The following is a 25505-nucleotide window of genomic DNA, read 5'->3' as shown; positions in this document are numbered from 1 at the left end:
CCACCTGAAACGACCGTGCCGTCAAGTGCAATCTGCCGAACAGGGCTTGAAACATATATAACCAGGTTTACTATTAGCGCGAAACTGTGAGTGGAAGAGAGCCCTGATGAGCGCGCCTGAAAACGATCCCTATGCCTTCAAGCCGGAGGACGACTGCTATCACCAGTTGTCGGACGATCCCTATGAAACGGAAACCAACTGGTGGTCGTTCAACATTCCGGCGCGCAAGATCGGCTGCTGGATCCACACGCCGTTCTATCCCAACCGCAAGACGGTGACCTGGCGGATCTTCGTGTGGGACGACGCGGGTTATGATCCCACCCGCATGGCCTATTACAAGAAGGTCGAAGAAGCGCCGATGCCGGACAATCCGGACTTGCGCGACATCACGTTCCCCAGCGGCGGCTATACCCTGAAAATGCTGGAGCCGGGCATGAAGTATCAGCTGCAATATGCCGATCCGGATCGGGATTTCGCGCTCGATTTCGTGTTCACCGGTGTCCATCCGCCGCGCCGGTTCGAACCGGGTGAGCCGCCGTTCATCCAGACCCCGCACTATGACCAGCTGGGCCGGGTGCAAGGCACGATGCGCCTGAACGGCGAGGATATCGCGTTCGATTCATGGAGCGTGCGCGACCGCACCTGGGGGCCGCGCGGCGGGCCTTATGCGCAAAGCAAGAAGCAGAACTATGCCACCGATCTGGACCGGGTGAAGCACCCCGGCGGGGCGCGCTGGCGCGAGATCGAGCGCGAACGCGGCCGGGGCCGGATCCAGTACATCTTCGGCCATGCCGATGGCGACAGCGGCTTCCTGGGCTTTGTCCGTCCGCAGGATGGCGATGCCGAAGGGTGGAGCCCGATGAACGGCGGCTATCTGCTGCGCGATGGCACGTTCGGCAATCTGGCCAAGGAAGGCAGCCGGATGCGGTCATTCCGCAATCCCGAAACCGGCTGGTGCAGCCACATGCAGGTCGAACTGGTCGACACGCTGGGCCGGACGATGGCCATCGAAGGCACTGCGATCAGCCGGATGAGCGAGGCCGGTTACGGCACCAACCAGCTGATGCGGTGGGACTATGACGGCAAGATCGGCTGGGGCGAGGACCAGGACGTCTGGAACGGCCGCCACTTCCAGCGGATGCTGCAAGCGCTGCGGGCGTGGAAGTGACGCGCTAGCGCGGCACTTTCCGGCCCGGCAGCGCCAGCGACACCGCGACTGCCCCCAGCGACAGCGCGATGATCGCGCCCAGCGTGACCTGATAGGCGAACGGCGAGGGATAGGTTTCCCGGCCGTTCGTCACGCTGTCCACCGCCAGCAGGGTGGCGACAAGCTGCGATCCGATCCCCATGAACAGGCTGCGGATCACGCCCAGCATGCCCACCACTTCGCTGGTGCGCTGCGGCGGGGCGGCGGCGGCGATGATCGTCGGGGCGACCGCGAACAGCATCGTCGTGCCGAACGAGATCACGATCAGTTCGGCAATGATGATCGGCACGCTGCTGGCATCGATCATCACCAGCACCCAGCCAAGCGTGGTGATCAGGCCGCCGGTGACCATCGCGAACCGCCCGCCGCCGCGCCCGGTCAGCCAGCCGCCCAGCGGGCCGGCCAGGATCGAGGTGAGGTTGGATGGCAGCTTGGCCAGGCCCGCCACCGTGGCGGTCAGGCCCAGCCCGGCGATCGTCCAGGTCGGGGCTTGCAGCAGCAGCGAGAAGAACACCGTGATCTGCATCGTCCCCATCGCCACCAGCGCGCTGGCGCCGCAGCAGACGGCGATGGCGCGGTTGCCCAGCGTGCGGACATCGATCAGCGGATTGGCGCTGCGCAGGCTGAGGCGGACCCACCAGACGCAAAGCGCGATTCCCGCCAGCAGCAGCCCCAGCGCCGGGGCACTGGACCAGCCCCAGGCTTTGCCGCCCATCAGGTAGAGCAGGACGAGCGTGACGCCGGGCGCGAACAACAGACCGGACAGCCAGTCGATCGGTTCACCCGAAACGCCGGCGGGCGATACTGGCACCAGCGCCCGCACCGCAATCCACGCCGCCGCGCAAAAGCCAGCGCTGGCAACGAAAATCCCGTGCCAGCTGAAGTGATCAACGATCACGCCGCCAGCGATCAGGCCCGCAGCGGTGCCGACTGACGCGCCGGAAATCATCAGCCCGATACCGCTCGGCACCCGGTCTTCCGGCAGGTTTTCGCGCACTAGTCCGATGCACAGCGGCAGGATCGTTGCGGTGACGCCTTGCAGCACGCGGCCCGCCAGCAGCATCCCGAACGAGTTTGAGGCCGCGCTGATCAGCGATCCCACCGCGCCCAGCGTCAGCACGATCAACAGGACCCGGCGGCGGCCATAGAGATCGCCCAGCCGCCCCACGACTGCCGAAGCTGCCGCCCCGACAATCAGGAAGCCCGTGACCAGCCAGCCGACCAGCGCCGGATCGTGGAACTGCGCCACCAGCACTTTCAGCGCGGCCAGGATCATTGCGCTTTCGAACGCGCTGGCCATTTCGGCGACCCACAGCGCGGCGATCAGCCCCCAGGGCATGCGGTGCGCGGTCAAGCGGCGGCTCCGGCAGCGACGGCTTTCGCGCCTTCGGGCAGGCCTTCCTGCGCGGCGCGGACTTCGATCAGGTCAACGCTGATGTCGCACGGCAGGGCCAGCGCGGCGACCAGCGCGCGGGCCATCGATTCGGGCGAGGCGGGCGATCCGCTCATCGCGGCATGGCCGGTGCTGAGGATCTTGGTGAAAAACGCGGCCTTGGTTTCATCGGACCAGCTGGCCCCGCCAGCGCCGCCCGATACCGAGCCGGAGCGCAGGATGCCGACCCGGATGCCATCGCTGCGCAGCTCTTCGCGCAGGCCCTCGGACAAGGTCTCAACCGCCGCCTTGGTCGCCGCATAGAGCGCCAGCATCGGGAAGGGCAGGCGCACCGATTCGCTGCTGATCGTGAAAATCTGGCCCTGCGTCAGGCGCAAGTGCGGGATCGCGGCGCGGATGATCCAGGCGACGCCCAGCACGTTGACGTCGATGTGCGCGCGGATGATCTCGTCCGACCCGGTATCGAACGCGAACGGGTGATAGATCGCGGCGTTGTTCACCACCACGTCGATCCGGCCAAAGTGGGTCGCGGCCTGCGCGATGGAGGCGCTGGCCTGCGCGGAGGAGGCCACATCGCAGGGGATTGCCAGCACCGCATCGCCGAGTTCCGCCGCCAGCGAGTCCAGTTCCGTCGAAGCGCGGGCCAGGCACGCAACCTGCATCCCTGCATCGACCAGCGCCGCCACGAAATGCCGCCCCATGCCTTTCGATGCGCCGGTAACGACCGCGACTTTGCCTGCCAGTTCGTGCATTTTGCGCTTCTCCCGCATGGTCCGGCGTGGTTGGTCCCGCTCGTCCAGCTATTGACGTTACGTCAATTTCTTGCCTTATGGCAAGCGATCGGCAAAGGGATTTCAACCGGGCCGGGCATTTCGGCCCCCGGAAAAACGACGAACATGACTGCAACCGCGCCAACCAAGTCCAGACCTGCGCCCCGGCCAAAGCAGGACGCCTATAACCACTACGGCCAGAAGATCGGATCGAAGGGCGAACGGACCCGCCAGCTGCTGATCGACATCACCGTCGATCTGCTGGAATCGCACGGTTTGCGCGATGTTTCGGTGGTGGACGTGGCGCGCGCGGCCAATACCTCTCCGGCGACGTTCTATGTCTATTTTCGCGGCGTGCCCGAAGTGGTGCTGGCCGCGCTGGAAACCGCCTCGCAAACCTCGCCCGAACTGGAAGCGCTGCTGGGGCAGGACTGGCTGTCGCCCGGAGCTGACAAGAATGCGCTGCCGTTTGTCGAGGCTTATACGGCTCTATGGAACAGCAACAGCACCATCTTCCGCGTGCGCAATCTGGCGGCGGAAGAAGGGGATGACCGGTTCTACAAGGCGCGGATGCTGGCGGCGACCCCGCTGATGGCGGCGTTGACCGAACAGATCGCGCGGGCGCAGGCCGCCGGGCGCACCCCGGCCGACCTGTCAGCGCGGGCCTGCGCCGGGACCGTGCTGATGATGCTGGAACGGCTCGCCGCAGTCGGCCCGATCACGCACGAGGATCAGACTATCAACTACGCCGCGCTCAAGGCAGCGGCGGCCTATACTCTGGCCAATATGCTCGGCGCGCGCGGCTGAGCGTCACCCCGCTGCGGCTTCGGCCAGCATCTGTTCCATGTTGAGCACGCCGGTGGCCAACCCTCCCGACAATCCGGCATCGACGGGAACGCAGGCCCCGCTGATAAAGCGCGCGGCATCGCTGTTCAGCAGGATGAGCGGCAAGGCCTGTTCCAGCGCGGTGGAAAATCGCCCCTTGGCCTTGGCAAAGGCGCCCAGCACGGCATCGCCCGCAACTTTGCGGAAATCGTTCAGCATCGGTGTGTCGATCGGGCTGGGCATGGTGCAGTTGATCCGGATATCGCGGGCCATCAGGCCGGGGGCGAGCTGCTGGGTCCAGGTGTTGATCGCTTCCTTCGACAGCGTATAGGGATCGCCCGCCCGCTCGGCATTGGCGGTGTACCATGCCCGCGCGGCGGCGAAGTCGGTCAGGTCCATGAATTCCTTGAGCAGCGGCTGGCGCAGCAGATGGCGCATCCCTGCCAGCGACGAGACCGTCACGATGGCCCCGCCTGCGCGGATGCGCGGCAGCCACAGTTCGGTCCAGAGCCGCAGGCCCAGGAAGTTGACGGTCACCACATCTTCGCCGGGGAACGTCTGTGGCAGGCCGGACACGTTGAACAGCGCGTCGATCTCGCCGCCGATGCTGGCGACACCCGCCGCGATCGAGGCCGGATCCTTCAGGTCGACAGTGGTGAACGAGGCCAGACCTTCAACCGGCGACGGCTTGATATCCGCGCCGTGCACTTCCGCGCCGAGCGCCACCAGCTGGCGGGCGAGGGCCTCACCCGTTCCGGAAAAGCACCCCATTACTGCCACGCGTTTGTCCGCATAGCCCAGGATATCGGCTGCCATCTGTCTCTCCCACCGTGTTGTCGCTGTTTCAGTTGGGGAGACGGTAACGCCGCTGCCCGCGCGGCTCAATCGAAAACTGACGTATAATCAATTATTCTGGAAAGGCGGTCGCGGCGCTTGATCTGCGTCAAGGAAACCCGCCCCCGAACGCGCCTAACAACAAGCATCCAGATACAAGGATGTATCCGAATGAACATGCGTACCCAACGCCTCAGCCGCAGCGAAAGCCAGGCGCAGACCCGCGGCCGGCTGACCCAGGCTGCGCGGCATGAATTTGCCCGGCGCGGGGTGGCGGCGGCGTCGATTGACCGGATCAGCGAACGTGCCGGTTATTCGCGCGGGGCGTTCTATTCCAACTTTGCGGACAAGCACGAATTGCTGCTGGAATTGCAGGCGCAGCATCAGGCAGCGGAAATCGACGTCTGGCAGGCGCTGCTCGATACGGCCGGTCCGCTGACCGATGTCCTGCCTGCGCTGCGGGACCGGTTCGATGCCTTTGCGCGCGATGCCGATGGCTTCCTGTTCTCGACCGAGTTGCAGCTGGAAGCCTTGCGCAACCCCGCCGTGGCTGAACGGTACCGTGGCTTTTCCGCCGAAATCGCCGTGCGCACCCGTCAGCTCGCCGCCGCGTTCATCGCCCGCGCCGGGACCAGCCGGGTTTCGGCGGACGTGCTGGGGGTGCTGCTGCAATCGCTGGCGCATCAGCTGATTACCGAAGCGCGGCTGGGAGAGGGCGATCCCGGAACCAGTTCCGGACAGCGGATGGTTGCGATTTTGACTGAACTTTTGGGAACCGGGCCGAACGCTGCCTGAGCAGCGGACCGGCAGGAGAGGAGCATAGACCATGACCACTGCAACACTGGACCATCCGGCGCACGTTCCGGCTAACCGGGTGATCGATTTCGATCTTTTTCACTTCCCCGTGGACGGGCTGGAATACCAGCGCTCCATGCGTGACATTCTGGGGGCCAACCCGGCGCCTGTGCTGTGGACCCCGCGCAACGGCGGCCACTGGATCGCCCACAGCCATGAAACCGTGGCCAAAGTGCTGGCTGACGCCGATCACTTTTCATCGCGCCGGATCATGGTTGGCCCGCATGATGACACGCGCCCGCCGCTGGTGCCCTTGCAGCTCGATCCGCCGCACCACGCGCCCTATCGCGCGCTGCTGCAACAGGCGCTGTCGCCCAAGGCCGTCGGCCAGCTGGGCGAACGCGCGCGTGAGTTGTCGATCGAACTGATCGAAGGGTTCGTGACCGATGGCGAGTGCGAATTCATCGGCCAGTTCGCGCAGCATTTGCCGATTGCGATCTTCATGGAGATCGTCGGCCTGCCCGCGTCCGACCGGCCCTACCTGACCAGCATTGCAGAAACCGCGATGCGCGGCGAAACGGAGGCTGAGCGAGGACAGGCATCGGGCCAGTTGCTGGCCTACGGGATGCAAAAAGTGGCCGAACGCAAGGCCAGTCCCGGAGCTGACCTGATCAGCACGATTGCCGCCGCGCAAGTGGACGGCAAGTCGATTGACGATTTCACGCTGGCCGGAATGGTTCTGCTGCTGCTGCTGGGCGGGCTGGACACCGTGGCATCGACGCTGGGGTTCTATGCCCAGTTTCTGGCCCGCAACCCCGAACACCGCCGCGCGCTGGTGGAGCAGCCGGGGCTGATCCCCAACGCCAACGAAGAACTGCTGCGCCGCTTCCCGATTGCGATCCTGGCGCGCGAAGTGAAAGCCGCTGTCGAACTGGGCGGGGTCACGCTGCACGCGGGCGACCTGATCATGGTGCCGACCCCGATGGACGGGCTGGACGAGCGCAAGTTTGCCGATCCGCTGACGGTCGATTTCAACCGCGAAAAGCCGGGGGCCAACTCCACCTTTGGCGGCGGGGTGCACCGCTGCGTCGGATCGATGCTGGCGCGCACGGAACTGCGGATCTTCCTGGAGGAATGGCTGAAGCGGATACCCGATTTTTCGATCAAGCCGGGAACCGATCCCAAAGTCAGCGCGCGCTCTGTCGCCACGATCACCAGCCTGCACCTGACCTGGCCAGTCCGATGAGCACCCCCGGCACGCGCCGCTACCTGTGCTTTTATTGCGGCACGGTTTATGACGAAGTACTCGGCTGGCCAGACGACGGAATCGCGCCGGGCACGCTGTGGGAGGATGTGCCGGAAGACTGGCTCTGCCCGGAATGCGCCGCGTCCAAGGCGGACTTCATCCTGGATGAGGATTAAGGCCCTGCCCGTCCGCTCATCCTGAGGAGCCGCTGAGCTTGTCGAAGTGGCGTCTCGAAGGACCGGGGGCAGGTGTGCTTCGAGGCGGGGCGGAATGGGTCAGCGCCATCAGCCAACGAAACGGGGCGGTCCTGCGCATGGCAGGGCCGCCCCGTTCGGGTATTCAAAGGCGCGCAAGGATCAGCCGCGCATCACCCAGCCGCCATCAACGTTGATGACTTGTCCGGTCATCCAGCGCCCGGCTTCGGACACCAGCAGCAGCAGCGCGCCGCACAGCGCATCGGGCGTGTCGCGCAGCTGGATCGGCGCGCGTGAGGCGATGGCCTGGACCAGCGGGCTGTCATCCGGCGTCAGGGCCAGACCGGCATCGGTCTTGGTCATGCCGGGACCAATCGCGTTGACGCGGATGTTCTGGCGGCCAAGTTCAGTCGCCAGCGTGGTGGTCGCCCCGTGCAGCGCGATCTTGGTGACGCCGTAATAGGACTGCGCGGGATAGGCCCCGGCCGAGACCTGATTGACGATCGCCCCGCCGCCGCGCGCCGCCATGAACGGGGCGACGACCTGCGAACAGTTGATCGCGCCCCAGACGTTCACGGCCATGCCCTTGTCGAACCGGGCGCGGTCGGTCTGCATCAGCGGCTTGTCGACGATCTCGACCATCAGCGCGGCGTTGTTGACCAGGATGTCGATCCCGCCAAACGCCGCGTTGGCCGCTGCCGCCATCGCCTCGACCGAGGCGGTGTCGGTAATGTCGACCTGCACGGCGATCGCCTTGCCGCCCGCCGCGGTGATCTCGTCCGCGACCTTTTGCGCGCCTTCGCCGTTGAGGTCGGCCACGACCACGGTGGCGCCTGCGCCGGCCAGCGCGACCGCATAGGCCCGCCCGATCGAATTGCCGCGTCCGCCCGCACCGGTGACGATGGCCACCTTGCCATCGACGCGGAAGTTTTCGTTGGTGAAATCAGCCATGATCCGCTGTCCTTGTTTGGGGAGGGCCTTACTTGGGGAAGATCGGGGCGCCGACCCCGATGGTGACGGTCTTGTAGTGCAGGAATTCGTCGATCCCGGCCTTGCCGCCTTCCTTGCCGAAGCCGGAAATCCCGACCCCGCCAAACGGCGTGTGCGAATTGATCTGGAAGCCGCCGTTAACATAGACGCCGCCCGCATGAAGCCGTTCGGCGATCCGGTGAACGCGCTGGATGTCGTTCGACTGGATATAGGCGGACAGGCCGTATTCGCTGTTGTTGGCAATCGCGATGGCCTCTTCCTCGGTGTGGAACTTGAGGATCGCCACCGCAGGCCCGAAGATTTCGACCTGGGCGATTTCGTGGTCGGGATCGACATCGACCATGATCGTCGGTTCGATGAAGTTGCCCTTGGCCAGATCGCCCCCGGCGCGCTTGCCGCCCATCAGGAACGTGCAGGCGTTGTCTGCCGTCGCGCGGTCAAACATCCCGGTAATGCGTTCGACGGCGGCGGCGCTGATCACCGGGCCGACCATCACGCCCGGCTCCATCGGGTCGCCAACCTTGAACTGCTGGGCGATGGCGACCATTTTTGCGACGAATTCGTCATAGATGTCGGCGTGGACCAGCTGGCGGGTGGGGAGGGCACAGCCTTGCCCCGCCAGACAGCCGATGGTCCAGAACACCGCGCGTTCGGCGGCGGCCTGCAGGTCGCAGTCCGGGAAGACCAGGCTGGCCGACTTGCCGCCCAGTTCCATCACGCTGGGCTTGATCTGCTCGGCTGCGGCAGTCAGGATCTTGCGCGCGGTGATCGGCCCGCCAGTGAAGCTGATCTTACGCACGCGCGGGTGGCGCACGATGGCGTCCCCCGCTTCGCCCGTGCCCGGCAGGACCGAGATCACGCCGTCGGGAATGCCAGCCTCCTTGCAGCACTGTGCGAACAGTTCGGGCGCGAAGGGGGTGATTTCGGCGGGTTTCAGGATCACGCAGTTGCCAGCGGCGAGGGCGGGGGAAACTTTCATCCCCATGCCGATCAGCGGGCCGTTCCAGGTGTTGATGATCCCGACGATCCCGATGGGTTCGGGCACGGAGTAGGAAAACTCGCCGCGCGTATCGAACGTGCTCATCAGGTCGCCGGTCAGCTTGTCGCACCAGCCGGCGTAATAGCGCATCCAGCTGACTGCCGTTTCCACCCCGCGCGCGCCCTGCATCAGCGGGGTGCCGCCATCGAGCGCGGCCATTTCGGCGAACTGCTGCTGCTTTTCCATCATCAGGTCAGCCAGCTTGTACAGCATCGCCCCGCGCGCTTCGGGCGAGGTCCGGCGCCAACCTTCGCGCGCGGCTTCGGCCTTGGCGACGGCGGCTTCGACTTCGGCTGGGCCAGCCAACGGCACTTCGCACAGCGCCTCGCCGCTGACCGGGTGGATATGCGTGCGACTGCCGCCCGAACCGCTGGTGCGCGTTTCATGACCAAGGTGGAGGTGGACGGCGGGAATGGCGGTAGTCATCATTTCGGCTCCCATTCAAGGTGCAGGGCTTCAAGCGCCTGAACTGATCCGCCGCGGAAACGCAGCGGGCCTTGTTCGGCGATGCGGAAGTGGCCGATCTGCTCGGCCCAGGTGCGGTAGAACGTGATCATTTCCAGCCGCGCGAGGTGGATGCCAAGGCAGGTGTGAATGCCGGAGCCAAACCCGGCATGGCGGCAATGCGGACGGTCCAGCCGCACTTCGGCGGGACAGCTGGTCAGCTTTTCGTCCCAGCCGACCATGTGCAGCGGGACCAGCACCGAATCCCCGGCGAGGAACTGCGCCCCGCCAACCACGGTATCCTGCGTGATGTATCGCGGGGTGGACACGAACGTATAACGGCGCATCAGTTCCTCGACGATGGCCGGGATCGCATCATGATCCTCGATCATCCGGGTGCGCAGCGCATCGTCGTTCGCCAGGTGGCGCATGCCAAAGGTGAGGGCGTTGACCACCGTGTCGAGGCCCGCCAGGAACATCAGGAACCCGATCGAGATCAGCTCATCCTGCGCCAGCTTGCGGCCTTCGAAATCGACGTTGATCAGGGTCGAGACCAGATCGTCCTGCGGTTCGGCGCGCCGCGCCTCGATCAGCTGGGTCAGGGTGCCCAGGATCTGCATCGTCAGTTCCAGACGGCGCTGTTCATCGACTTGCGCGCCAAAATATTCGACCACGGTGGCGCGGAAGAAATCGAACTGGTCGAGCGGGAAGCCGAACATTTCCATGAACACCGACACGGGAAAGCGCGAACCGAGTGCATCGACAAATTCGCACGAACCTGTGGCCGCAACATCGCCGATCAGCTGCTGCGCCCATTCGGTGATGCGCGGTTCCAGCGGTTCGATCGCCTTGCTTTCGAAATAGGGGCGCAGCAGCTGGCGATAGGGGCGGTGTTCCGGCGGATCGAGCGATTCCGGGATCATGCGCGGCTGATTGGGGTTGGGGGGGATGGACAGGAACTTGCTGGAAAACCGGTCCGGATGCCGCAGCACCTCGATCGCGGTTTCCGCGTTGTTCACTACCCAGTGCCCGCCGTTATGCGGGGTCCAGAACACTGGCGGCGCGGTTTCCTTCAGGCGCCAGTATCCGGCGTGCACGTCCGCGAGGATCGCCGGATCGCGCACATAGTCGAAATCGAAGACCGGTTCGCGTACCGGTCCGCTCACAGCTTCTCCCATCGATTCGTTCTCCTGACTTGCCCTTAAGTAAACAGCGGTATACATATCATGTCAATGGCCGAACCAGACCCACGCCCCCAGCGCGACGCAACGCGCACGCGCGCAGCAATTTTGCATGCTGCGCAGCAAGCGTTCTCGGCCAAGGGCTATACCGACACCGGCGTGCGCGACATTACCGCCGCTGCCGGGGTCAATCCGGCACTGGTCAGCCGGTACTTCGGATCGAAGGAAAAGCTTTACGAAGCCGCGCTGTCTCAGCTGCTCAATGCCGAACTGGTGCTTGGTTTTCCGCGTGCCCGGTTTGGCGAAGCGGTTGTGCGGATGTTGCTGGCGCCCGCGCCGCAGCAGCGCAATCCGCTGCCGATGATGCTGCTGGCCAGCGCCGATCCCACCGCGCGCGCCATCACCGAGCGGCTGCTGACCGAGTTGTTCCTCGAACCGATGGCGCGGTGGTACGGGCCAGAGCGCGGGGCAGAGAAGGCGGCCTGTTTCTCGCTCTTGGCATCCGGCCTGACCCTCTACCGTCAGATCTATCCGCTGGCCGCGCTGGAGGGCGGGCTGTCAGACGAAACGCGAGGCTGGCTGGCGGGGGCGTTCCAGTCCCTGATCGATTGAGTAAAGAGTTATTGCACTAGGTAAGATATCTCTGCACTATCACCGCATGGGACAACTGGATGCAAAAACGGCGCTGGTCACGGGCGGAGCTCGTGGAATCGGTGCGGCAATCGTCAGGCGACTCGCTGCCGAAGGGGCTGCGGTCGCGTTCGTCTACAAAGGCGCTAAAGACGCCGCCGACGCACTGGTCGCTGAAGTGGTGGCCGCTGGCGGCACGGCTTTTGCGATTCAGGCTGACGTTGCGGACGCCGTCCAGATCGCAGCGATGTTCGCGGCCAGCGATGCCGCATTCGGTCCGGCGCCCAATCTGGACATTCTGATCAACAATGCCGGGGTCGGCAGCGACGGGCAGGACGCCAGCCTGAAAACCGGGTCGGCGGAACTGTTCGACCATATGATGACGGTGAATGCCAAGGGGCCGTATCTGGTAACGCAGGCGGCATTGCCGCGGCTGCGCGATCATGGCCGGATCGTGAACATCGGGTCCATTTCGGGCAAGGTGGCCCAGCCGTTTGCCGCTGGTTACGCGATGACCAAGCGGGCGCTGCAAAGTCTGACCTTTTCCACGGCGGCGCAAGTTGCCCGGCAGGGGATCACTTGCAACCTGATCGCACCGGGCGCCGTGGCGACCGATTTCATTGCCAGGCTGCGCGAGCGGCCGGGGTTCGATGAAGGCAATGCCAAAGCGACGCCGATGGGCCGGATGGGCCAGCCGGACGACATTGCCGGAGCGGTGTTGATGTTGTGCCGCGAAGAAGCGCGCTGGGTGACCGGCAACGTGATCGAAGCGGCCGGGGGGCTGGCGATCTGATGTCCGCGATGACTGACCAGCTGCGCGCGATCATGGCGCTGGACCCGGCCCGGGCCGAGATTGACTTTGAAGGCCGCGATTATTCGTGGGGCGATCTGGCCCGCACGGTGCAGGGGATCGAGGCTGCGCTGGCGGGCATGGACCTGCCGCCCGAGGCGCGCGTCGGCGTGATGCTGCGCAACCGGCCCGGCCACATTGCGGCAATTCTGGCGGTGCTGGCGACGGACCGCTGCCTCGTCTCGCTCAACCCCGCGCTCCCCGATGACAGGCTGTTTGCCGATATTGAAACCCTTGGCCTGCCGGTGATCGTGGCGGATGAGGGCGATGCGGCGCGTCCCGGCATTGCCGCCAGCTTTGCCCGTGCAGGCACCGCCGTGATTGCAATCGATGCGCGGCTGGAAGGGGTGCGGTTGCTGCCCGGCTGCGAGCGTCCGCGCGATGCGGCGCGGGCTTCCCCCGGCGTGGCGATTGAAATGCTGACCAGCGGCACCACCGGCGCGCCCAAGCGCGTGCCGCTGACCCGCGCCTCGTTCGAGGCGAGCTTTGCCGGGTTCACCAAATACGAACGGGGCCGCGAGCTTGCCGATCGGCCGCAGCTGCGATCCGGGGTGGTAATGGTCAACAATCCGCTGACTCATATCGGCGGGATCTATGGCTGCATCGGCGCGCTGATGGCGGGCCGCAAGATTGGCCTGCTGGAGCGGTTCACGGTCGCAGGCTGGGTCGATGCGATCCGCCGCAACCGGCCCAAAGTGGCGGGCGCGGTGCCATCGGCGCTGCGGATGTTGCTGGAAGCGGACGTCGATCGCGAAGCGCTGTCCAGCCTGTCCGCCCTGATCAGCGGCACCGCGCCGGTGTCGCCGGAACTGGTCGATGCGGTGCTGGACAAGTATGACATCCCGGTGCTGGCCAACTATGGCGCGACCGAGTTTGCGGGCGCGGTGGCTGGCTGGACGCTGATTGATTTTCGCGCGCACTGGCAGGCCAAACGCGGCGCGGCAGGCCGGGTCCACGCGAATGTGGCCGCGCGGATCGTCGATGCCGAAACCGGTGCGCCGCTGCCGCCGGGCGCTGAAGGCTTGCTGGAACTGAAGGGCGATCAGCTTGGCCCGGTCCACCGCATCGACGGCGGTGAATGGCTGCGCACGACCGACCGGGCCGTGCTGGATGCCGACAATTTCCTGTTCATCCGGGGCCGCGCCGACAACGCGATCATTCGCGGCGGGTTCAAGGTGCATCCCGACGACGTCGTGAAGGCACTGCATGAACATCCCGCAATCCGCGAGGCCGCCGTGGTCGGCGTGGCGGATGACCGGCTGGGCGCGGTTCCGGCGGCTGCGATCATCTTGCGCGAAGGGGCCGAAGCGCCCGATCCGGATGCGCTCAAAGCGTTCCTGAAGGAACGGCTGATCGCCTATCAGGTGCCGGTGCATTTCCGCTTCGTCGCGGATTTTCCGCGCACCCCGTCGATGAAACCATCGGCCCCCGGCCTGAAGGCCTTGTTCGAGGAGCAAGCGGCGTGAGCGAATTTGCAGGGAGGCGCGTGATCGTGACCGGCGCCGGACGCGGGCTGGGGCGCGGCATTGCCGAGGCCTTTGCCGCAGCGGGCGCGAAAGTGATGATCGGCGCGCGGACCATGTCCTATGCCGAAGAAGCGCTGGCGGCGATCCTCGATGCGGGCGGCATCGCCGAAGTGTTCCAGCTGGACGTCAAGGACCATGCGCAGTGCGATGCGCTGGTCGCGGCAACCGTGGCGGAGTTCGGCGGCGTGGACGTAATCGTCCACTGCGCGGCGGATATTCCGCATGGCGGGCTGGGCCATGTCAGCGATGAGGCGATGGAAGCCGGGTTCGCCAGCATCGCCAAGGCGGCCTGGTGGCTGCTGCAAGCGGGGCGTCCGCATCTGGCGGCAGCGCCGGGCGGCGGGCGGTTCATAGCGATCGGATCGGTCAACGGGACGTTCTCGGTCGTCCCCAACATGACCGCTTACGGCATGGCCAAGGCCGCGCTCGATGCGTTCGTGCGCGGCGCGGCGGGCGATGTGGTGGGTGAGGGGATCACGGTCAACGCGGTCAATCCGGGGCTGGTCGCCAGCGCGCGGGCGCGGGCCGTGCTGGGCGATGAGGGCCTTGAGGCATACGGCGCGACCGTGCCGGTTGGCCGCGCGGGCACGCCTGCGGACATTGCGCGGGCCTGCCTGTTCCTGGCCGCACCAGCGGCGGATTACATCACTGGCACCACGATCAAGCTGGACGGCGGATCGACCATCGCGCCCGCCAGCGGCCGCAATGAACTGCTCCAGCAGCGGCTCAAGGCGCAGCAGGAGCAATAGGCGATGGACCTGGGGCTCGCGGGCAAAGTGGCGCTGGTAACCGGCGGGTCGCAGGGCATCGGCCTCGGCTGCGCGCAGCGGTTTGCCGCCGAGGGCTGCAAGGTGGTGATCGCCGCGCGAACGCAAGCGAACATCGATCTGGCGGTGGCGGAAATCGGCCATGGCTGCGCAGGGGTTTCGGCGGATTGCACCACGCAGGACGGGATCGCCCGGGCGGTGCAGGCCTGTGTCGATGCGTTCGGCGCGGCGCCAGACATTGCGATCTTCAATATCGATTCCGGCCCCAAGGGCGCGTTCCTCGACGTTGATGATGACACGTTCGCGGCGGCCAACACCAACAACGTCATGGCGTTTCGCTGGCTGGTCCAGGCGGTGTTTCCACATATGCGCGCGCAGGGGTGGGGGCGGATCCTGACCATTGGGACCAATTCGGTGAAGCAGCCCCACCGCAAGCTGCCGCGCGCCGCGCAGAATACCTACCGGGTCGGTGCGCTGGCGCTGTCCAAGACGCTGTCGGCGGAGCTGGGGCCGTTCGGAATCACGGTCAACACGCTGGGCACCGGGGCCATCGCCACGCCGCAGTTCCGGCAGGTGTTCACCAAAATCGCGGCTGACAAAGGCCAGACTTACGACCAGCATATCGCCGAGCGCGTGGCTGAATGGCCCGTGCGGCGGATGGGCACGCCAGAGGACATGGCCGATGCGGCTGCGTTCCTGTGTTCCGCCCGTGCCGGTTACATCACCGGGCAAGTGCTGGTGGTGGACGGCGGCAATATCGAATCACTGCAATGAACCTGCACAGGAGCATCCCATGAAGATTGACAACACCATCGCCGCCGTCGTGACCGGCGGGGCATCCGGCCTTGGCCGCGCGAGCGCCGAGGCGCTGGCGGCGCATGGCGTGAAAGTCGCCATTTTCGACGTCAACGAGGAAGGCGGCGAGGAAGTTGCCAAGGCCATTGGCGGCGTGTTCTGCAAGGTCGATATCACGTCTGAAGAAAGCGTCGTTGCCGGGTATGAAAAGGCCCGCGCGGCGCATGGTCAGGAACGGATCGTGGTCCACTGCGCCGTCGTCACCGGCGGCGGCAAGACCATCTCGTTCGACAAGACCACCGGCGGCTACAAGCGCAACCCGACCGAAATGATCGCCCGTTCGGCGGAAGGCATCTTCACCGCCAGCTACCGCATTGCCAGCCACGCGGCGCTGGGCATGGCCAATTCCGATCCGCTGAACGAGGACGGGGAACGCGGCTGCATCATCATGACCTCGTCTGCGGCATCGCAGGATGGCCAGATCGGCCAGGTCGCCTATGGCGGCGGCAAGGGCGCGGTCAATGCGATGGTCCTGCCGATGGCACGTGATCTGATGGACGTGGGCATTCGCGTCAACGCGATCCTGCCGGGCATTTTTGCAACCCCGCCGATGCTGGCGGTGCAGGACAAGGCCCCGGCGATTTTCGCCGGGCTGGAAGCATCGGTGCCGTTCCCCAAGCGCCTCGGCAAACCGCCTGAGTTTGGCTCGCTGGTCTGCGAACTGGCGCGCAATACGTATTTCAACGGCCAGTGCATCCGCCTCGACGGCGCGATCCGCATGCCGCCGAAGTAAGGAGCGCATAGCGATGGACCGGCCGCAGCAGTTTGCCTTTGCCCGCCAGTCAGCGGGCCATGCCCCGCTGCGGCGGCCGGGTTCGATCCGCCGCACCACTTCGATCGATTCGGACTGGCCTGACGGGTTCGGCCAGCCGTGGGACATGGTCGGCCGCGCGCGCGATCTGCTGACGCCCGCCGACGGCGGCGAACCGCGCGTGCTGGACAGCGCCGAGTTTCGCATCACCGCGTCCCCGATCCGTGAAATTCTGGCGATTGAAACGACCCCGGCCCATCCGCGCGTGCCCGAACTGGTCGGCGTGCGGGCAGGCGGGGCCAGCCGGCAAGTGCTGGCCGGCACGCTGGGTGAGCTGCGCGGAACGCCGCTGTTCCAGCTGCTGGATGATTATGCCGGGGCCAGTCTGGTGGCGGGCTGGATCTGGTCGCAGTGGCGCGGCGACTGGGCCAGCGCCCCGCAGCGCAGCGCGCAGCAATCGACCGCCGGACGCAAGGGGCGGATGGACGATATCTGCACCGGCTTCACGGTCGGCGGCAGCGGGTTCAAGCCCGATGGCACGCCGGACAACGTCAACCAGTCGTTCACGGCCGTAGGCCCACTGGAAAACTCTGACGATCCGCTGGGCTGGCATTCGATGCCGTTTCAGGAAGGCCCGCAAAAGCGCCGCGCCCGGCGAATCGATGTCTGGCGCGAGGATGGCCTGATCAAGGTTGACGCCGGTTTTCAGGACAGCGGCAGCAATCCGCAGGGCGGGCGCACCGCCGTGCATGAATACCGGGTCTTCGCTGAAATCGATTGCGGAACGGGCCAGCTGCTGGCGCTTCAGGCGCTGCCATTGATCCTGCCATACCGCGAATGTCCCGGCGCATCGGTCAAGGCGACGCGGATGATTGGCCGCAATGTCGCGGAGTTCCGCGATGCCGTGCTTGAAACCCTGCCCGGCACACTGGGCTGCACGCACCTGAACGATGCGCTGCGTGCGCTGGCTGATGTTCCGGCTTTGATCCGACTGTTGCCATAATGCCATAACGCACGGCTTATGTGCGTTCCCTCTTGTGTGTCCTAGTGGACCTAGTTATACAACTGGCACCTGAGTGGCACGAACCGCTCCATGGGAGGAGAGCCTGAAGATGAAAACTGCCTCGAAGCGCCCCATCGCGCGTATGCTTGGCGGCGTTGCCGCTACGGCAATTGCCATTTCCAGCAGCGGAGCGTTTGCCCAGTCTGCTGATGAAACGACAGATGATGACATCATCACCGTGATCGGCGTGACCAAGCAGGACGCCAATATCCAGGATACCCCGATCGCGATCACCGCGTTTTCGGGCGCAAAGCTGGAAGCGCAGGGTGTCCGCGAAGTTGGCGAAATCGCCAAGTTCACGCCCGGCTTCAACATCCGTGCAGGCAGCAATAACGCCAGCACGTTCGCGCTGGCGATGCGCGGCCAGGTGCAGAATGACGTGATCGCCTCGCTCGAACCGTCGGTCGGCGTTTACATCGACGAAATGTACATTGCCCGTGCCTATGGCCTGAACGTCGAAATGCTCGATGTCGGCAACGTGCAGGTGCTCAAAGGCCCGCAAGGCACGCTGTTTGGCCGCAATACCTCGGCTGGGGCGATGCTGATCACCACCAACGACGCGAAGTTCGGTGAAACCAGCGGGCTGGTGAAGGCGACTTACGGCCGCTTCAACGAATTCAACGCCACCGGCGTGATCAACATGGGAATGGGCGAGAATTTCGCGGTTCGCGGCGCCATCAGCTATGGCGAACGGGACGGGTTCAAACGCGATCTGGCCACTGGCAAGAAGTGGAACGGCAAGAAGACGCTGCTTGGCCGCCTGAAAGTGGCGATGAAGCCGAGCGAAACCATCACGGTCAGCCTGTCGGGCGACTGGTATGACGGTTCGCTGGACGGTGAAGGCCGTCAGGGCCTGTTCCTGGGCCTCAACCCGTTCCTGTTTGCCGCCCAGCTCGGCCTGGCCGGATCGCAGGCACAAGTCGCCGCGCTGCAAGGCATGGCTGATGCGCAGCTGGCCACCTTCAAGGGCAACCCCGATCTCGTCTCGGTAACCCCGCCCACCAGCACGCCCGGTGCCCCGGCGCAGGGCGTCTATCTGGACGTGAATACCCAGACTTATATGGGCAAGGTCGCAATCGAAACCGGCTTTGGCGAGCTGAAGTGGATCAACGGCTATCGCCGGGTGAAGAGCGACAACCTGCTCGATCTCGATGGCTTTGCGCTGCCAATCCACTTCACCGCAGGCGTGCAGGATCTGAAGCAGTATTCCAGCGAACTGCAGCTGACCGGTTCGATCTTTGATGACCGGATGAAGTTTGCCACCGGCATGACCTATTTCACCGAATCCGGCACCGATCAGTCGAATTCGTCGGTGCTGGGCAACCCGGTCTGGTCGCGGTTCCTGGGCAAGATCGACAACCAGTCGTTCGGGATCTACGCGCAGGCCAGCTATGCCGTGACCGACGCGCTCAACCTGACGGGCGGCTTGCGCTGGTCCTATGACAAGAAGGGCATCAAGACCTATTCGGGCAACGTCCAGGACCGCATCGGCACGCTGCTGTCCTGTTCGCCCGCCAGCGTTTCGGTGACGACCAACTGCGAACGCGGCCGCGAGGATAGCTGGCGCAACCTGTCTTACACGATCGGGCTGGACTACAAGGTCAACGACGATGTCATGATCTATGCCAAGCAGAGCCGCGGTTATCGTGCGGGCGCGCAGCAACTGCGCTCGCTCACCCTGGCCGACACGATCCCGGCCCAGCCGGAACTCGTGAACGAGCAGGAACTGGGCATCAAGACCGAGTTCATGGACAAGAAGGTCCGCTTCAACATCGCGGGTTACCATAACAAGGTGAACGACGCGCAGCGTTCGGTCATCCTGGCGGTGGGCGGCGTCAGCCAGACCATTCTGGAAAACGCCGACATGGAAACCTGGGGGGTCGAGGCTGACCTGACCATCCGTGTCGCGCCGGGACTGGACCTGTTCGCCAACGGTTCGCTGACCGATCCGAAGTACACCAAGTACAACGGTTTCGTGGTGGTTGGCGGCGTGCTGACGCCGAACAACAAGATCGACACCCGCATCACCAACGTCGTGAAGGAACAGTTCCTGCTGGGGATGAACTACGACGGCGATGTCGGGTTCGGCCGCCTGAAGCTGAACGCCACGTACGCCTGGCAGGGTGACATGAGCCAGGATGGCAATACCCTGGCCCGTTACACGGCTCCGGCTTCGACGCCGGGCGGTCAGGGCTTCTCTGCTGCGCAGGCTGCGCAGTTGCTGGAAGTGACCACCACCCGCGCGCACGGGATCATGAATGCCCGCGCTGCCGTGGCGTTCGGTCCGGATGAAAACTACGAAATCGCACTGTGGGGCCGCAACGTGTTCAACACGCGGCGCACTGGCTATGTCCTCTATCTCGGCGGGCTGAACTATGTCGGCGCGTCGTGGAACGATCCGGCGACCTATGGCGTGACCGCGACGGTCAAGTTCTAAGCATACGGGCAAGCCCAACAGGGCTGCCGGACTTGGGGGAGGGACGGTTTGCCGTCCTTCCCCTTGTTTGTTTGGGAGAATTGATTTGACCGGCATCGTCTCGCCCGCGCGGCGCAACCTGACGCTTGGCATTCTGATCGTGGTCGCGATCCTCAGTTATGTCGACCGGCAGGTGTTCACGCTGTTCCAGGATGACATCAAGGCGGAACTGGGGCTGAGCGACGGGCAGCTTGGCTTGTTGACGGGCATGTCGTTCGCGCTGTTCTATACCATCGCGGCCTTCCCGATCGCGCGTTATGCCGATCGCGGCGACCGGCGCATGACGATTGCGGTCTGCGTGATCGTGTGGAGCGCGGCCACGGCGGCGTGCGGCGTGGCGCAGAACTTCTGGCAGATGGTGCTGGCCCGGATCGGGCTGGCGGCGGGCGAGGCTGGGGCTGGCCCGGCCGGCACATCGCTGCTGACCGAGATTTTCCCGCTGGAGCGGCGCACCACGGTGATTTCGATCATGCTGGCGGCAAATGCGGTTGGCATTTCGGGCGGGCTGGCGCTGGGCGGCTGGCTGTCACAGTATTTTGGCTGGCGCGAAGTGTTCCTGATCCTGGGGTTGCCGGGCATCCTGATCGGGCTGGCCGTGTGGGCGCTGAGCGCCGAGCCGCGGCGCGGCGTGGGCGCCGTCACCATCCCGCCGCAGCAGATTCCAATGCGTGAGGTCTTGCGGACGATGGCGGGCAATACCTCGCTGCGCTGGGTCGGCCTGCTGTTGACGATGGTGCCGCTGACGGGGTTTGCGTTCATTCTGTGGGGCGCATCGTTCTTTCAGCGGGTCCACGGCATGGGCAAGGCCGAAACCGGCTTCTGGCTGGGCGGAGCAATGGCGGCGGGGCTGGTGATCGGCAACTTGCTCGCAGGCTGGGTCAGCGACCGCTATGGCAAGGCCAATCCGCGCTTCAACGGCTGGTTTGCGGGGCTTGGGCTGATCGCGGCGTTCCCGTTCGGGGTCGGCTTTGCGCTGACGGCCGATCCCTATGTCGCGCTGGCCTGTTTCGTGGTGGTCAAGTTCATGATGACGCTGCACCTGGGGCCGATCATCAGCCTGTGTTACGCGCAAGTGCCGGTCGCAATGCGGGCGATGATGTCGGCCACGATCGGTATGGTGATCGGGCTTGCGGGGATGGGGATTGGCGGCACGGCGGCGGGCTATGTCAGTCAGGCCTTCGCGGCCGATTATGGCGATAAATCGCTGCAACCTGCGCTGGCACTGATCTCGTGCTGCCTGCTGGTTGGCGGGTTTGCCGCGATCATGGCCGGACGCACCGCCAGGCCGCTGGCCGAGGATGCCTGAACCCAAAAAAGAAGCCCCGCCGGGGAGTGAACCGGCGGGGCCAGGGTGGGAGAGTGGTTTGTCAGGTCAGGCGGCGGACAGTTCCGCGCGGCGGGCCTCGACCTGGGGCTTCAGGTTGGCGCGGCTGAACAGTTTGGCCGCATTGCCGCCCAGCACTGCCACCAGTTCATCGGTGGTCACATCCGGGTTGGCCGCGATCATGCTGTCGACGACCTGCTTCGAGAACGGGAACGTCCCTTCGGCATGGGGATAATCGGTCGCGAACAGCAGCGCTTCGATGCCCACGCCCTTGCGGATTGCCATCGATGAATTGCCATCGTTCTGCAGCGCACAGTGGACCTGATCGCGCACGATCTGGCTGGGCAGGCGCGAGAGCTTGGGTTCGATCGACGGGGCGTGGCCGTGGTAAACCTCGTCCATCCGCTCGGCCAGGCCCCACAGCCAGCCGGCGCTGTGCTCGGCAAACAGGATGTGCGCGCCGGGATTGCGATCCAGCACGCCGCCCGCGACCAGCTGGGTGATCACGTCGACCGCGTCGTTCATCTGGCGGGTGTAGTTATACAGCGCGCCGCCCGGCCCCTTGAGCGCGCGGATGTTGATATCGCCCACGCCGGTGTGGAACACCAGCGGGATGCCCTTTTCAGCGGCGAGCGCAAAGATCGGGTCCCAGCGGGCGTCGTTATAGTTGTTCAGGCCTTCCCACAGGCAGAACGCGGCAAAGCCCTTGTCGGCGGCGCGCTGGCATTCGGCCAGGGCATCGTCAAAATCGATGCACGGGATCATCGCGGCGGGGATCAGCTTGTCGCGGACCGGGGCGGTATAGTCCCACGCCCAGTCGTTCCAGATCTGGCAGGCGGTGCGCTGGCCCTCGCGGTCGGCAATGCGCGGCAGCATCAGGCCGAGCGAGGGGAACACCAGTTCGGCGTCCACCCCGTCACGCTCCATATCGGCCAGCCGCAGTTGCAGGTCGCGCGCACCCCGGCGCTGGGTATCGACCGCGCAGTCGGACACGAAGTTGTCCTTGGCATCGGTGCAGGACCGGTCAGCCGCTGCACCGTCATTGCCCGACTGGGCGTTGAACGCCGCGTCGTTGGTGCCGGTCTTGTGGGCGTGAAAGTTGGTCCAGATCTTCAGGATGACCTGCTCGCCGATGCGGGTGATGCGGATGTTGCCGTCCGCTTCGCTGTGGATCACGAACTGTTTGAGGTGATCGGGCATGTTTTTGGTGAACAGGTCCGCCGGTTCGGCCACGTGGGCGTCACAGCTGAACACGAAGGGGCGAATGGCGTCGGTCATGGCAATCCTCCTGAAACCAGCGGGCGAATCTTGCCGCCCCTGCTCGATAAGAATGCCTAAAGAGGTATCTCTTATATTTGATGGATGTCAAATTCGGCGCAAAGTTCGCGAATTTGTGCCATAATAAGATATTTCTAAAGGTTATGTGGCCGACCTGACGCGCGCGGACCGCTTGGGCCACCAAGCGCGCCGTCACATCGGGAGATGAACTGCCGCCGGAAATCTACTTCCAGAAATTCGCGACCTCGGACGCCAGGCTGCGCCCTTGCTCGCGGCCGGCCAGTGCGGACGGTGCGCGGACTGCGGGGTCGAGCGGGTTGCGGCCCATTGCCGCGCGCGCCGCACTGTCTGGGCAAATGGCCAATACCCGGCTGCCGCTGGCTTCCAGCATCGCAACCTCATCCGTCAGCTGAAACCCTGCCGGAAACGGCATGACCCCGCCCAGCGGCGAGGCGATCAGCACGCGCTGCGAACCCTGCGCAAGATGGGCATTGTCCGAAGAGTAAACGCCCCCGTCCATGTGGTTGCGTCCCCCGATCGCGACGACCGGCCAGACGCCCGGAACGGAGCAGCTGGCCGAGACAGCATCGATCAGGCTGACGCCTGCCGAGCGATCGAAACAGATCAGGGCACCGCTCTCAATGTCGACCGCAGTAATCGTGAGCGGACTCTCGGGCCACTCATGCTCGGACAATCGGCGCTCGATCATCGCCCGGCGGACCCCGCTCGTGACCGACTTCTCGCGCGATGCCAGTTCGCCCATGGCCGCGATCCGCTCAGCCTGATCGGCAATCGCCATCGTGGCGGGGTAGCTGGCCAGCAGCTCCGTCAGCGCTTCCATGGAGGGCGGCGGTTCGTCGGCAATCAGTGTTGGGTCGGTCTGGCGGGCGAACAGGGTCTCGATCGATTGTGAACTGCGCAACTGGGCAGCCGTCGCCGAGCCGGCCGAAGTTCCGATCATCCGGTCGGCATCGCGCAGGTCAACTCCGTTGTCGTATAGCCCGCGCAGCAGCCCGGCGAACCAGCCCAGCCCGGCGATTCCACCGCCGCCCAGGACGAGGGTTTTTGCGCCTGTCACGCGGCCCGGGATACCGGCGAGGTCTGCACCACCGGATCGATCCGGAACAACCGCGCGGCGTTGAGGCCCAGCACGTCGCGGCGCACTGCGTCGCTGACGTTCAGCCCTTCGAACAGATCATCCACCACGCGGCGGCTGATCGGGAAGGTGCCTTCGGCATGCGGATAGTCGGACCCCCACATCACATTCTTCGCGCCGGGCAGACCGGCTCCGGCCGCCGCGATGCACGAACGGTCATGCTGGAAGCTGGCCCAGACCTGATCGTCGATGATCTGGCTGCACAGGCGCGACAGCTTGGGGAACACGAAGTTGGAATGCGCCTCGGCCACTTCGTCCATGCGTTCGGCCAGAGCGACCAGCCAGCTGGCGCCGCTTTCGATGAAGGCCACTTTCGCGCCCGGATTGCGATCCAGCACGCCGCCCGCGACCAGATACATCACGCTTTGCTGCGCGTCGGTCATCTGGTTGGTGTAGTTGATGATACCGGCGCCGGGGCCGCGTTCGATCACCACGGTTTCAAGCCCGGTGCCGGTGTGCATCACGAACACGATGCCCAGCGCCGCGCCTTTGGCGAAGACCACGTCCCAGCTGGGGTCGTTGTACTTCGGCAGGTTGGGCGGGCTGACGGCGGGCAGCATCGCGGCGGTGAAGCCCTTGGACGCCAGGTATTCCAGTTCCGCCACGGTGTTCGAGAAATCGAGCACCGGCAGCATCCCGCAGCGCACGAAGCGGCTGGGGTGGCTGCCCAGGAATTCGTGATTCCAGTCATTGTAGAGCCGCGCGGAGGCGGCTTCGGCTTCGGCGCTGTCGAGCGCGTAGAGCCACAGGCCAAGGCTGGGGAAGCAGATTTCGGCGTCGACGCCTTCCAGTTCCATGTCTTCCAGCCGGCCCGCGATCTCGCGGATGCCGCGCCGTTCGTTGTCGCCCAGCGCCTTTTCGCGGTGCTGGCCGACGCGCAGGCGATAGATCACCTTTTCCTGTGTGCCGGTAATCAGGAAGTCACCGTCCTTGCGGCTGTGGATGGCGTGTTGCTTGAGGCTGGCGGGCAGGCCATCGAGGAAAATCGATGGCGGTTCCATGATATGGCTGTCGGCGCTGAACACGAACGGCTTCATCGACTATCTCCCGATTCGTCACTATTTATGGGAAAAGAATACCTAGTTATACAAGTAAGCGCAAGCGCGGCGCTGGACAAAACGCTAATACAGTCTTAAAGAGGTATCTGTTATGGGGGCCGGGATGAATCAGGTCATACACGCCGAAACACTGGTGGCGCGCACCGCGCGTGAGCTTGCGCAGTTGAGCATGGATGCCGAAGCAGGGGCGTTCATCGGAGCGGAGGATGAACTTCTGGTCCGGCTGGGTGTCAGCCGCCCGACCTTTCGTCAGGCGGCCAAGATTGCGGAGAACGACTGCCTGATCAGTGTCCGGCGCGGGATCAAGGGCGGGTTCTATGCCAGCCGCCCCGATGCGCAGGATGCGATCCGCACACTGGCCCGCTATCTGCGGCTGAACGGCACAACTCTCAGCGACATCATGGTGGTCAGCCGGCTGGTCTCGGAAGAGGCTGGCGCGCGGGCCTGCGCCTGCGCGGACGCGGCGTTGTGGGCGCAGCTGGAAGACTTTGTCAGCCGGATCGACGCCAGCGATACCCCGGCCGCGCTGATCAAATCCGAAAGCGAACTGGTCAGCCTGATTTCGGAAATGAGCGGCAATCCGGCGATCCAGCTGGTGATGGCGATCGGCTTTTCGTTCGGGATGGAGGAACAGCGCATCGCGCTTTACCGCAACGAGGACCACCGCAGCATTGCGCGCGGCCTGCAACGCCAGCTGTGTCAGGCCATTCTGGAGCGCGACGCGGAAATCGCCAGAGTAATGATGCGCCGCCGCTCTGCCACCATGCTCGACTGGATTTCGGAAGCACAGGCGGAGGCGGGTTGAAGCGCTAGGCACTAGACAGCCGGTTGATGCAATCATATCAAACCTAGT

Annotated in this window: 24 protein-coding genes; 15 read left to right on the top strand and 9 right to left on the bottom strand. The window is 64.9% G+C overall.

Annotated features, from left to right (window positions below):
* Nucleotides 1-106 precede the first annotated feature (106 nt).
* Nucleotides 107-1168: a hypothetical protein gene (locus Q8Q53_RS02130; protein ID WP_305700098.1), complete on the top strand. Its 1062-nt coding sequence runs from the start codon at nt 107-109 to the stop codon at nt 1166-1168.
* Nucleotides 1169-1172: 4 nt separating this feature from the next.
* Here Q8Q53_RS02130 and Q8Q53_RS02125 read toward each other — a convergent pair whose 3' ends face one another.
* Both Q8Q53_RS02125 and Q8Q53_RS02120 read right to left on the bottom strand, forming a co-directional pair.
* Nucleotides 1173-2561, bottom strand: coding sequence for an MFS transporter (locus Q8Q53_RS02125; RefSeq protein ID WP_305700097.1), 1389 nt, complete (start codon nt 2559-2561; stop codon nt 1173-1175).
* Nucleotides 2558-3352 (bottom strand): SDR family oxidoreductase, encoded by a 795-nt coding sequence (locus tag Q8Q53_RS02120; protein WP_305700096.1) that lies wholly within the window; start codon nt 3350-3352, stop codon nt 2558-2560. The genes Q8Q53_RS02125 and Q8Q53_RS02120 overlap by 4 nt, the downstream gene beginning before the upstream one ends.
* Nucleotides 3353-3496: 144 nt before the next feature.
* Here Q8Q53_RS02120 and Q8Q53_RS02115 point away from each other — a divergent pair, with 144 nt between their 5' ends.
* Entirely contained in the window at nt 3497-4177 is a 681-nt protein-coding gene (locus Q8Q53_RS02115; RefSeq protein ID WP_305700095.1) for a TetR family transcriptional regulator, read from the top strand.
* A 3-nt stretch (nt 4178-4180) separates the two neighbouring features.
* Here the strand turns inward: Q8Q53_RS02115 and Q8Q53_RS02110 are convergent, their stop codons facing one another.
* A complete protein-coding gene (locus tag Q8Q53_RS02110) occupies nt 4181-5011 on the bottom strand; it encodes a coniferyl-alcohol dehydrogenase (protein WP_305700094.1) in 831 nt (276 codons plus the stop codon).
* Between the two features lie 189 nt (nt 5012-5200).
* Here Q8Q53_RS02110 and Q8Q53_RS02105 point away from each other — a divergent pair, with 189 nt between their 5' ends.
* The 3 genes from Q8Q53_RS02105 to Q8Q53_RS02095 are packed head-to-tail and all read left to right on the top strand — an operon-like array spanning nt 5201 to nt 7246.
* The gene (locus tag Q8Q53_RS02105) at nt 5201-5824 is read left to right on the top strand and encodes a TetR/AcrR family transcriptional regulator (RefSeq protein WP_305700093.1); all 624 of its coding nucleotides are present in this window, start codon (nt 5201-5203) and stop codon (nt 5822-5824) included.
* A gap of 31 nt (nt 5825-5855) precedes the next feature.
* A complete protein-coding gene (locus Q8Q53_RS02100) occupies nt 5856-7070 on the top strand; it encodes a cytochrome P450 (protein ID WP_305700092.1) in 1215 nt (404 codons plus the stop codon).
* Complete coding sequence (locus Q8Q53_RS02095) at nt 7067-7246, top strand: rubredoxin (protein ID WP_305700091.1); 180 nt, start codon at nt 7067-7069, stop codon at nt 7244-7246. The genes Q8Q53_RS02100 and Q8Q53_RS02095 overlap by 4 nt, the downstream gene beginning before the upstream one ends.
* Nucleotides 7247-7426: 180 nt before the next feature.
* Here Q8Q53_RS02095 and Q8Q53_RS02090 read toward each other — a convergent pair whose 3' ends face one another.
* The 3 genes from Q8Q53_RS02090 to Q8Q53_RS02080 are packed head-to-tail and all read right to left on the bottom strand — an operon-like array spanning nt 7427 to nt 10903.
* Nucleotides 7427-8215 carry an SDR family oxidoreductase gene (locus tag Q8Q53_RS02090; RefSeq protein ID WP_305700090.1) on the bottom strand — a complete coding sequence of 263 codons (789 nt, stop codon included), beginning with the start codon at nt 8213-8215 and terminating at the stop codon, nt 7427-7429.
* Nucleotides 8216-8243: 28 nt separating this feature from the next.
* Complete coding sequence (locus Q8Q53_RS02085; RefSeq protein ID WP_305700089.1) at nt 8244-9722, bottom strand: aldehyde dehydrogenase; 1479 nt, start codon at nt 9720-9722, stop codon at nt 8244-8246.
* A complete protein-coding gene (locus Q8Q53_RS02080; RefSeq protein ID WP_305700088.1) occupies nt 9719-10903 on the bottom strand; it encodes a cytochrome P450 in 1185 nt (394 codons plus the stop codon). Before Q8Q53_RS02080 ends, Q8Q53_RS02085 begins: the two co-directional genes overlap by 4 nt.
* A gap of 66 nt (nt 10904-10969) precedes the next feature.
* Here Q8Q53_RS02080 and Q8Q53_RS02075 point away from each other — a divergent pair, with 66 nt between their 5' ends.
* The 9 genes from Q8Q53_RS02075 to Q8Q53_RS02035 all read left to right on the top strand — a co-directional run bounded on the left by Q8Q53_RS02075 (nt 10970) and on the right by Q8Q53_RS02035 (nt 21142).
* Entirely contained in the window at nt 10970-11530 is a 561-nt protein-coding gene (locus Q8Q53_RS02075; RefSeq protein ID WP_305700087.1) for a TetR/AcrR family transcriptional regulator, read from the top strand.
* Between the two features lie 46 nt (nt 11531-11576).
* Nucleotides 11577-12341 (top strand): SDR family NAD(P)-dependent oxidoreductase, encoded by a 765-nt coding sequence (locus Q8Q53_RS02070; protein WP_305700086.1) that lies wholly within the window; start codon nt 11577-11579, stop codon nt 12339-12341.
* Nucleotides 12341-13864 carry a class I adenylate-forming enzyme family protein gene (locus Q8Q53_RS02065; RefSeq protein WP_305700085.1) on the top strand — a complete coding sequence of 508 codons (1524 nt, stop codon included), beginning with the start codon at nt 12341-12343 and terminating at the stop codon, nt 13862-13864. The genes Q8Q53_RS02070 and Q8Q53_RS02065 overlap by 1 nt, the downstream gene beginning before the upstream one ends.
* Nucleotides 13861-14673, top strand: a complete 813-nt coding sequence (locus Q8Q53_RS02060; protein WP_305700084.1) for an SDR family NAD(P)-dependent oxidoreductase — start codon at nt 13861-13863, stop codon at nt 14671-14673. Before Q8Q53_RS02065 ends, Q8Q53_RS02060 begins: the two co-directional genes overlap by 4 nt.
* Nucleotides 14674-14676: 3 nt before the next feature.
* Nucleotides 14677-15465, top strand: a complete 789-nt coding sequence (locus tag Q8Q53_RS02055) for an SDR family oxidoreductase (protein ID WP_305700083.1) — start codon at nt 14677-14679, stop codon at nt 15463-15465.
* Between the two features lie 19 nt (nt 15466-15484).
* Entirely contained in the window at nt 15485-16279 is a 795-nt protein-coding gene (locus tag Q8Q53_RS02050) for an SDR family oxidoreductase (protein WP_305700082.1), read from the top strand.
* A 13-nt stretch (nt 16280-16292) separates the two neighbouring features.
* Nucleotides 16293-17300, top strand: coding sequence for a DUF2889 domain-containing protein (locus tag Q8Q53_RS02045; RefSeq protein WP_305700081.1), 1008 nt, complete (start codon nt 16293-16295; stop codon nt 17298-17300).
* 109 nt (nt 17301-17409) lie between these two features.
* Nucleotides 17410-19797 carry a TonB-dependent receptor gene (locus Q8Q53_RS02040; RefSeq protein ID WP_305700080.1) on the top strand — a complete coding sequence of 796 codons (2388 nt, stop codon included), beginning with the start codon at nt 17410-17412 and terminating at the stop codon, nt 19795-19797.
* A gap of 85 nt (nt 19798-19882) precedes the next feature.
* On the top strand, nt 19883-21142 hold the full coding sequence (locus Q8Q53_RS02035; RefSeq protein ID WP_305700079.1) for an MFS transporter: 1260 nt from the start codon (nt 19883-19885) through the stop codon (nt 21140-21142).
* Between the two features lie 66 nt (nt 21143-21208).
* Here Q8Q53_RS02035 and Q8Q53_RS02030 read toward each other — a convergent pair whose 3' ends face one another.
* From Q8Q53_RS02030 to Q8Q53_RS02020, 3 genes are all read right to left on the bottom strand, one after another.
* Nucleotides 21209-22438 (bottom strand): amidohydrolase family protein, encoded by a 1230-nt coding sequence (locus tag Q8Q53_RS02030; RefSeq protein ID WP_305700078.1) that lies wholly within the window; start codon nt 22436-22438, stop codon nt 21209-21211.
* A gap of 223 nt (nt 22439-22661) precedes the next feature.
* Nucleotides 22662-23516 carry a patatin-like phospholipase family protein gene (locus tag Q8Q53_RS02025; RefSeq protein WP_305700077.1) on the bottom strand — a complete coding sequence of 285 codons (855 nt, stop codon included), beginning with the start codon at nt 23514-23516 and terminating at the stop codon, nt 22662-22664.
* Nucleotides 23513-24631 carry an amidohydrolase family protein gene (locus tag Q8Q53_RS02020; RefSeq protein WP_305700076.1) on the bottom strand — a complete coding sequence of 373 codons (1119 nt, stop codon included), beginning with the start codon at nt 24629-24631 and terminating at the stop codon, nt 23513-23515. Before Q8Q53_RS02020 ends, Q8Q53_RS02025 begins: the two co-directional genes overlap by 4 nt.
* 124 nt (nt 24632-24755) lie before the next feature.
* On the opposite strand from Q8Q53_RS02020, the gene Q8Q53_RS02015 reads away from it, so the two are divergent.
* A complete protein-coding gene (locus Q8Q53_RS02015) occupies nt 24756-25457 on the top strand; it encodes a FadR/GntR family transcriptional regulator (protein WP_305700075.1) in 702 nt (233 codons plus the stop codon).
* The last annotated feature ends 48 nt before the right edge of the window (nt 25458-25505 follow it).

The organism is Novosphingobium sp., assembly GCF_030699305.1.
Taxonomy (GTDB): domain Bacteria; phylum Pseudomonadota; class Alphaproteobacteria; order Sphingomonadales; family Sphingomonadaceae; genus Novosphingobium.
This window is presented reverse-complemented; position numbering and strand designations above follow the sequence as displayed.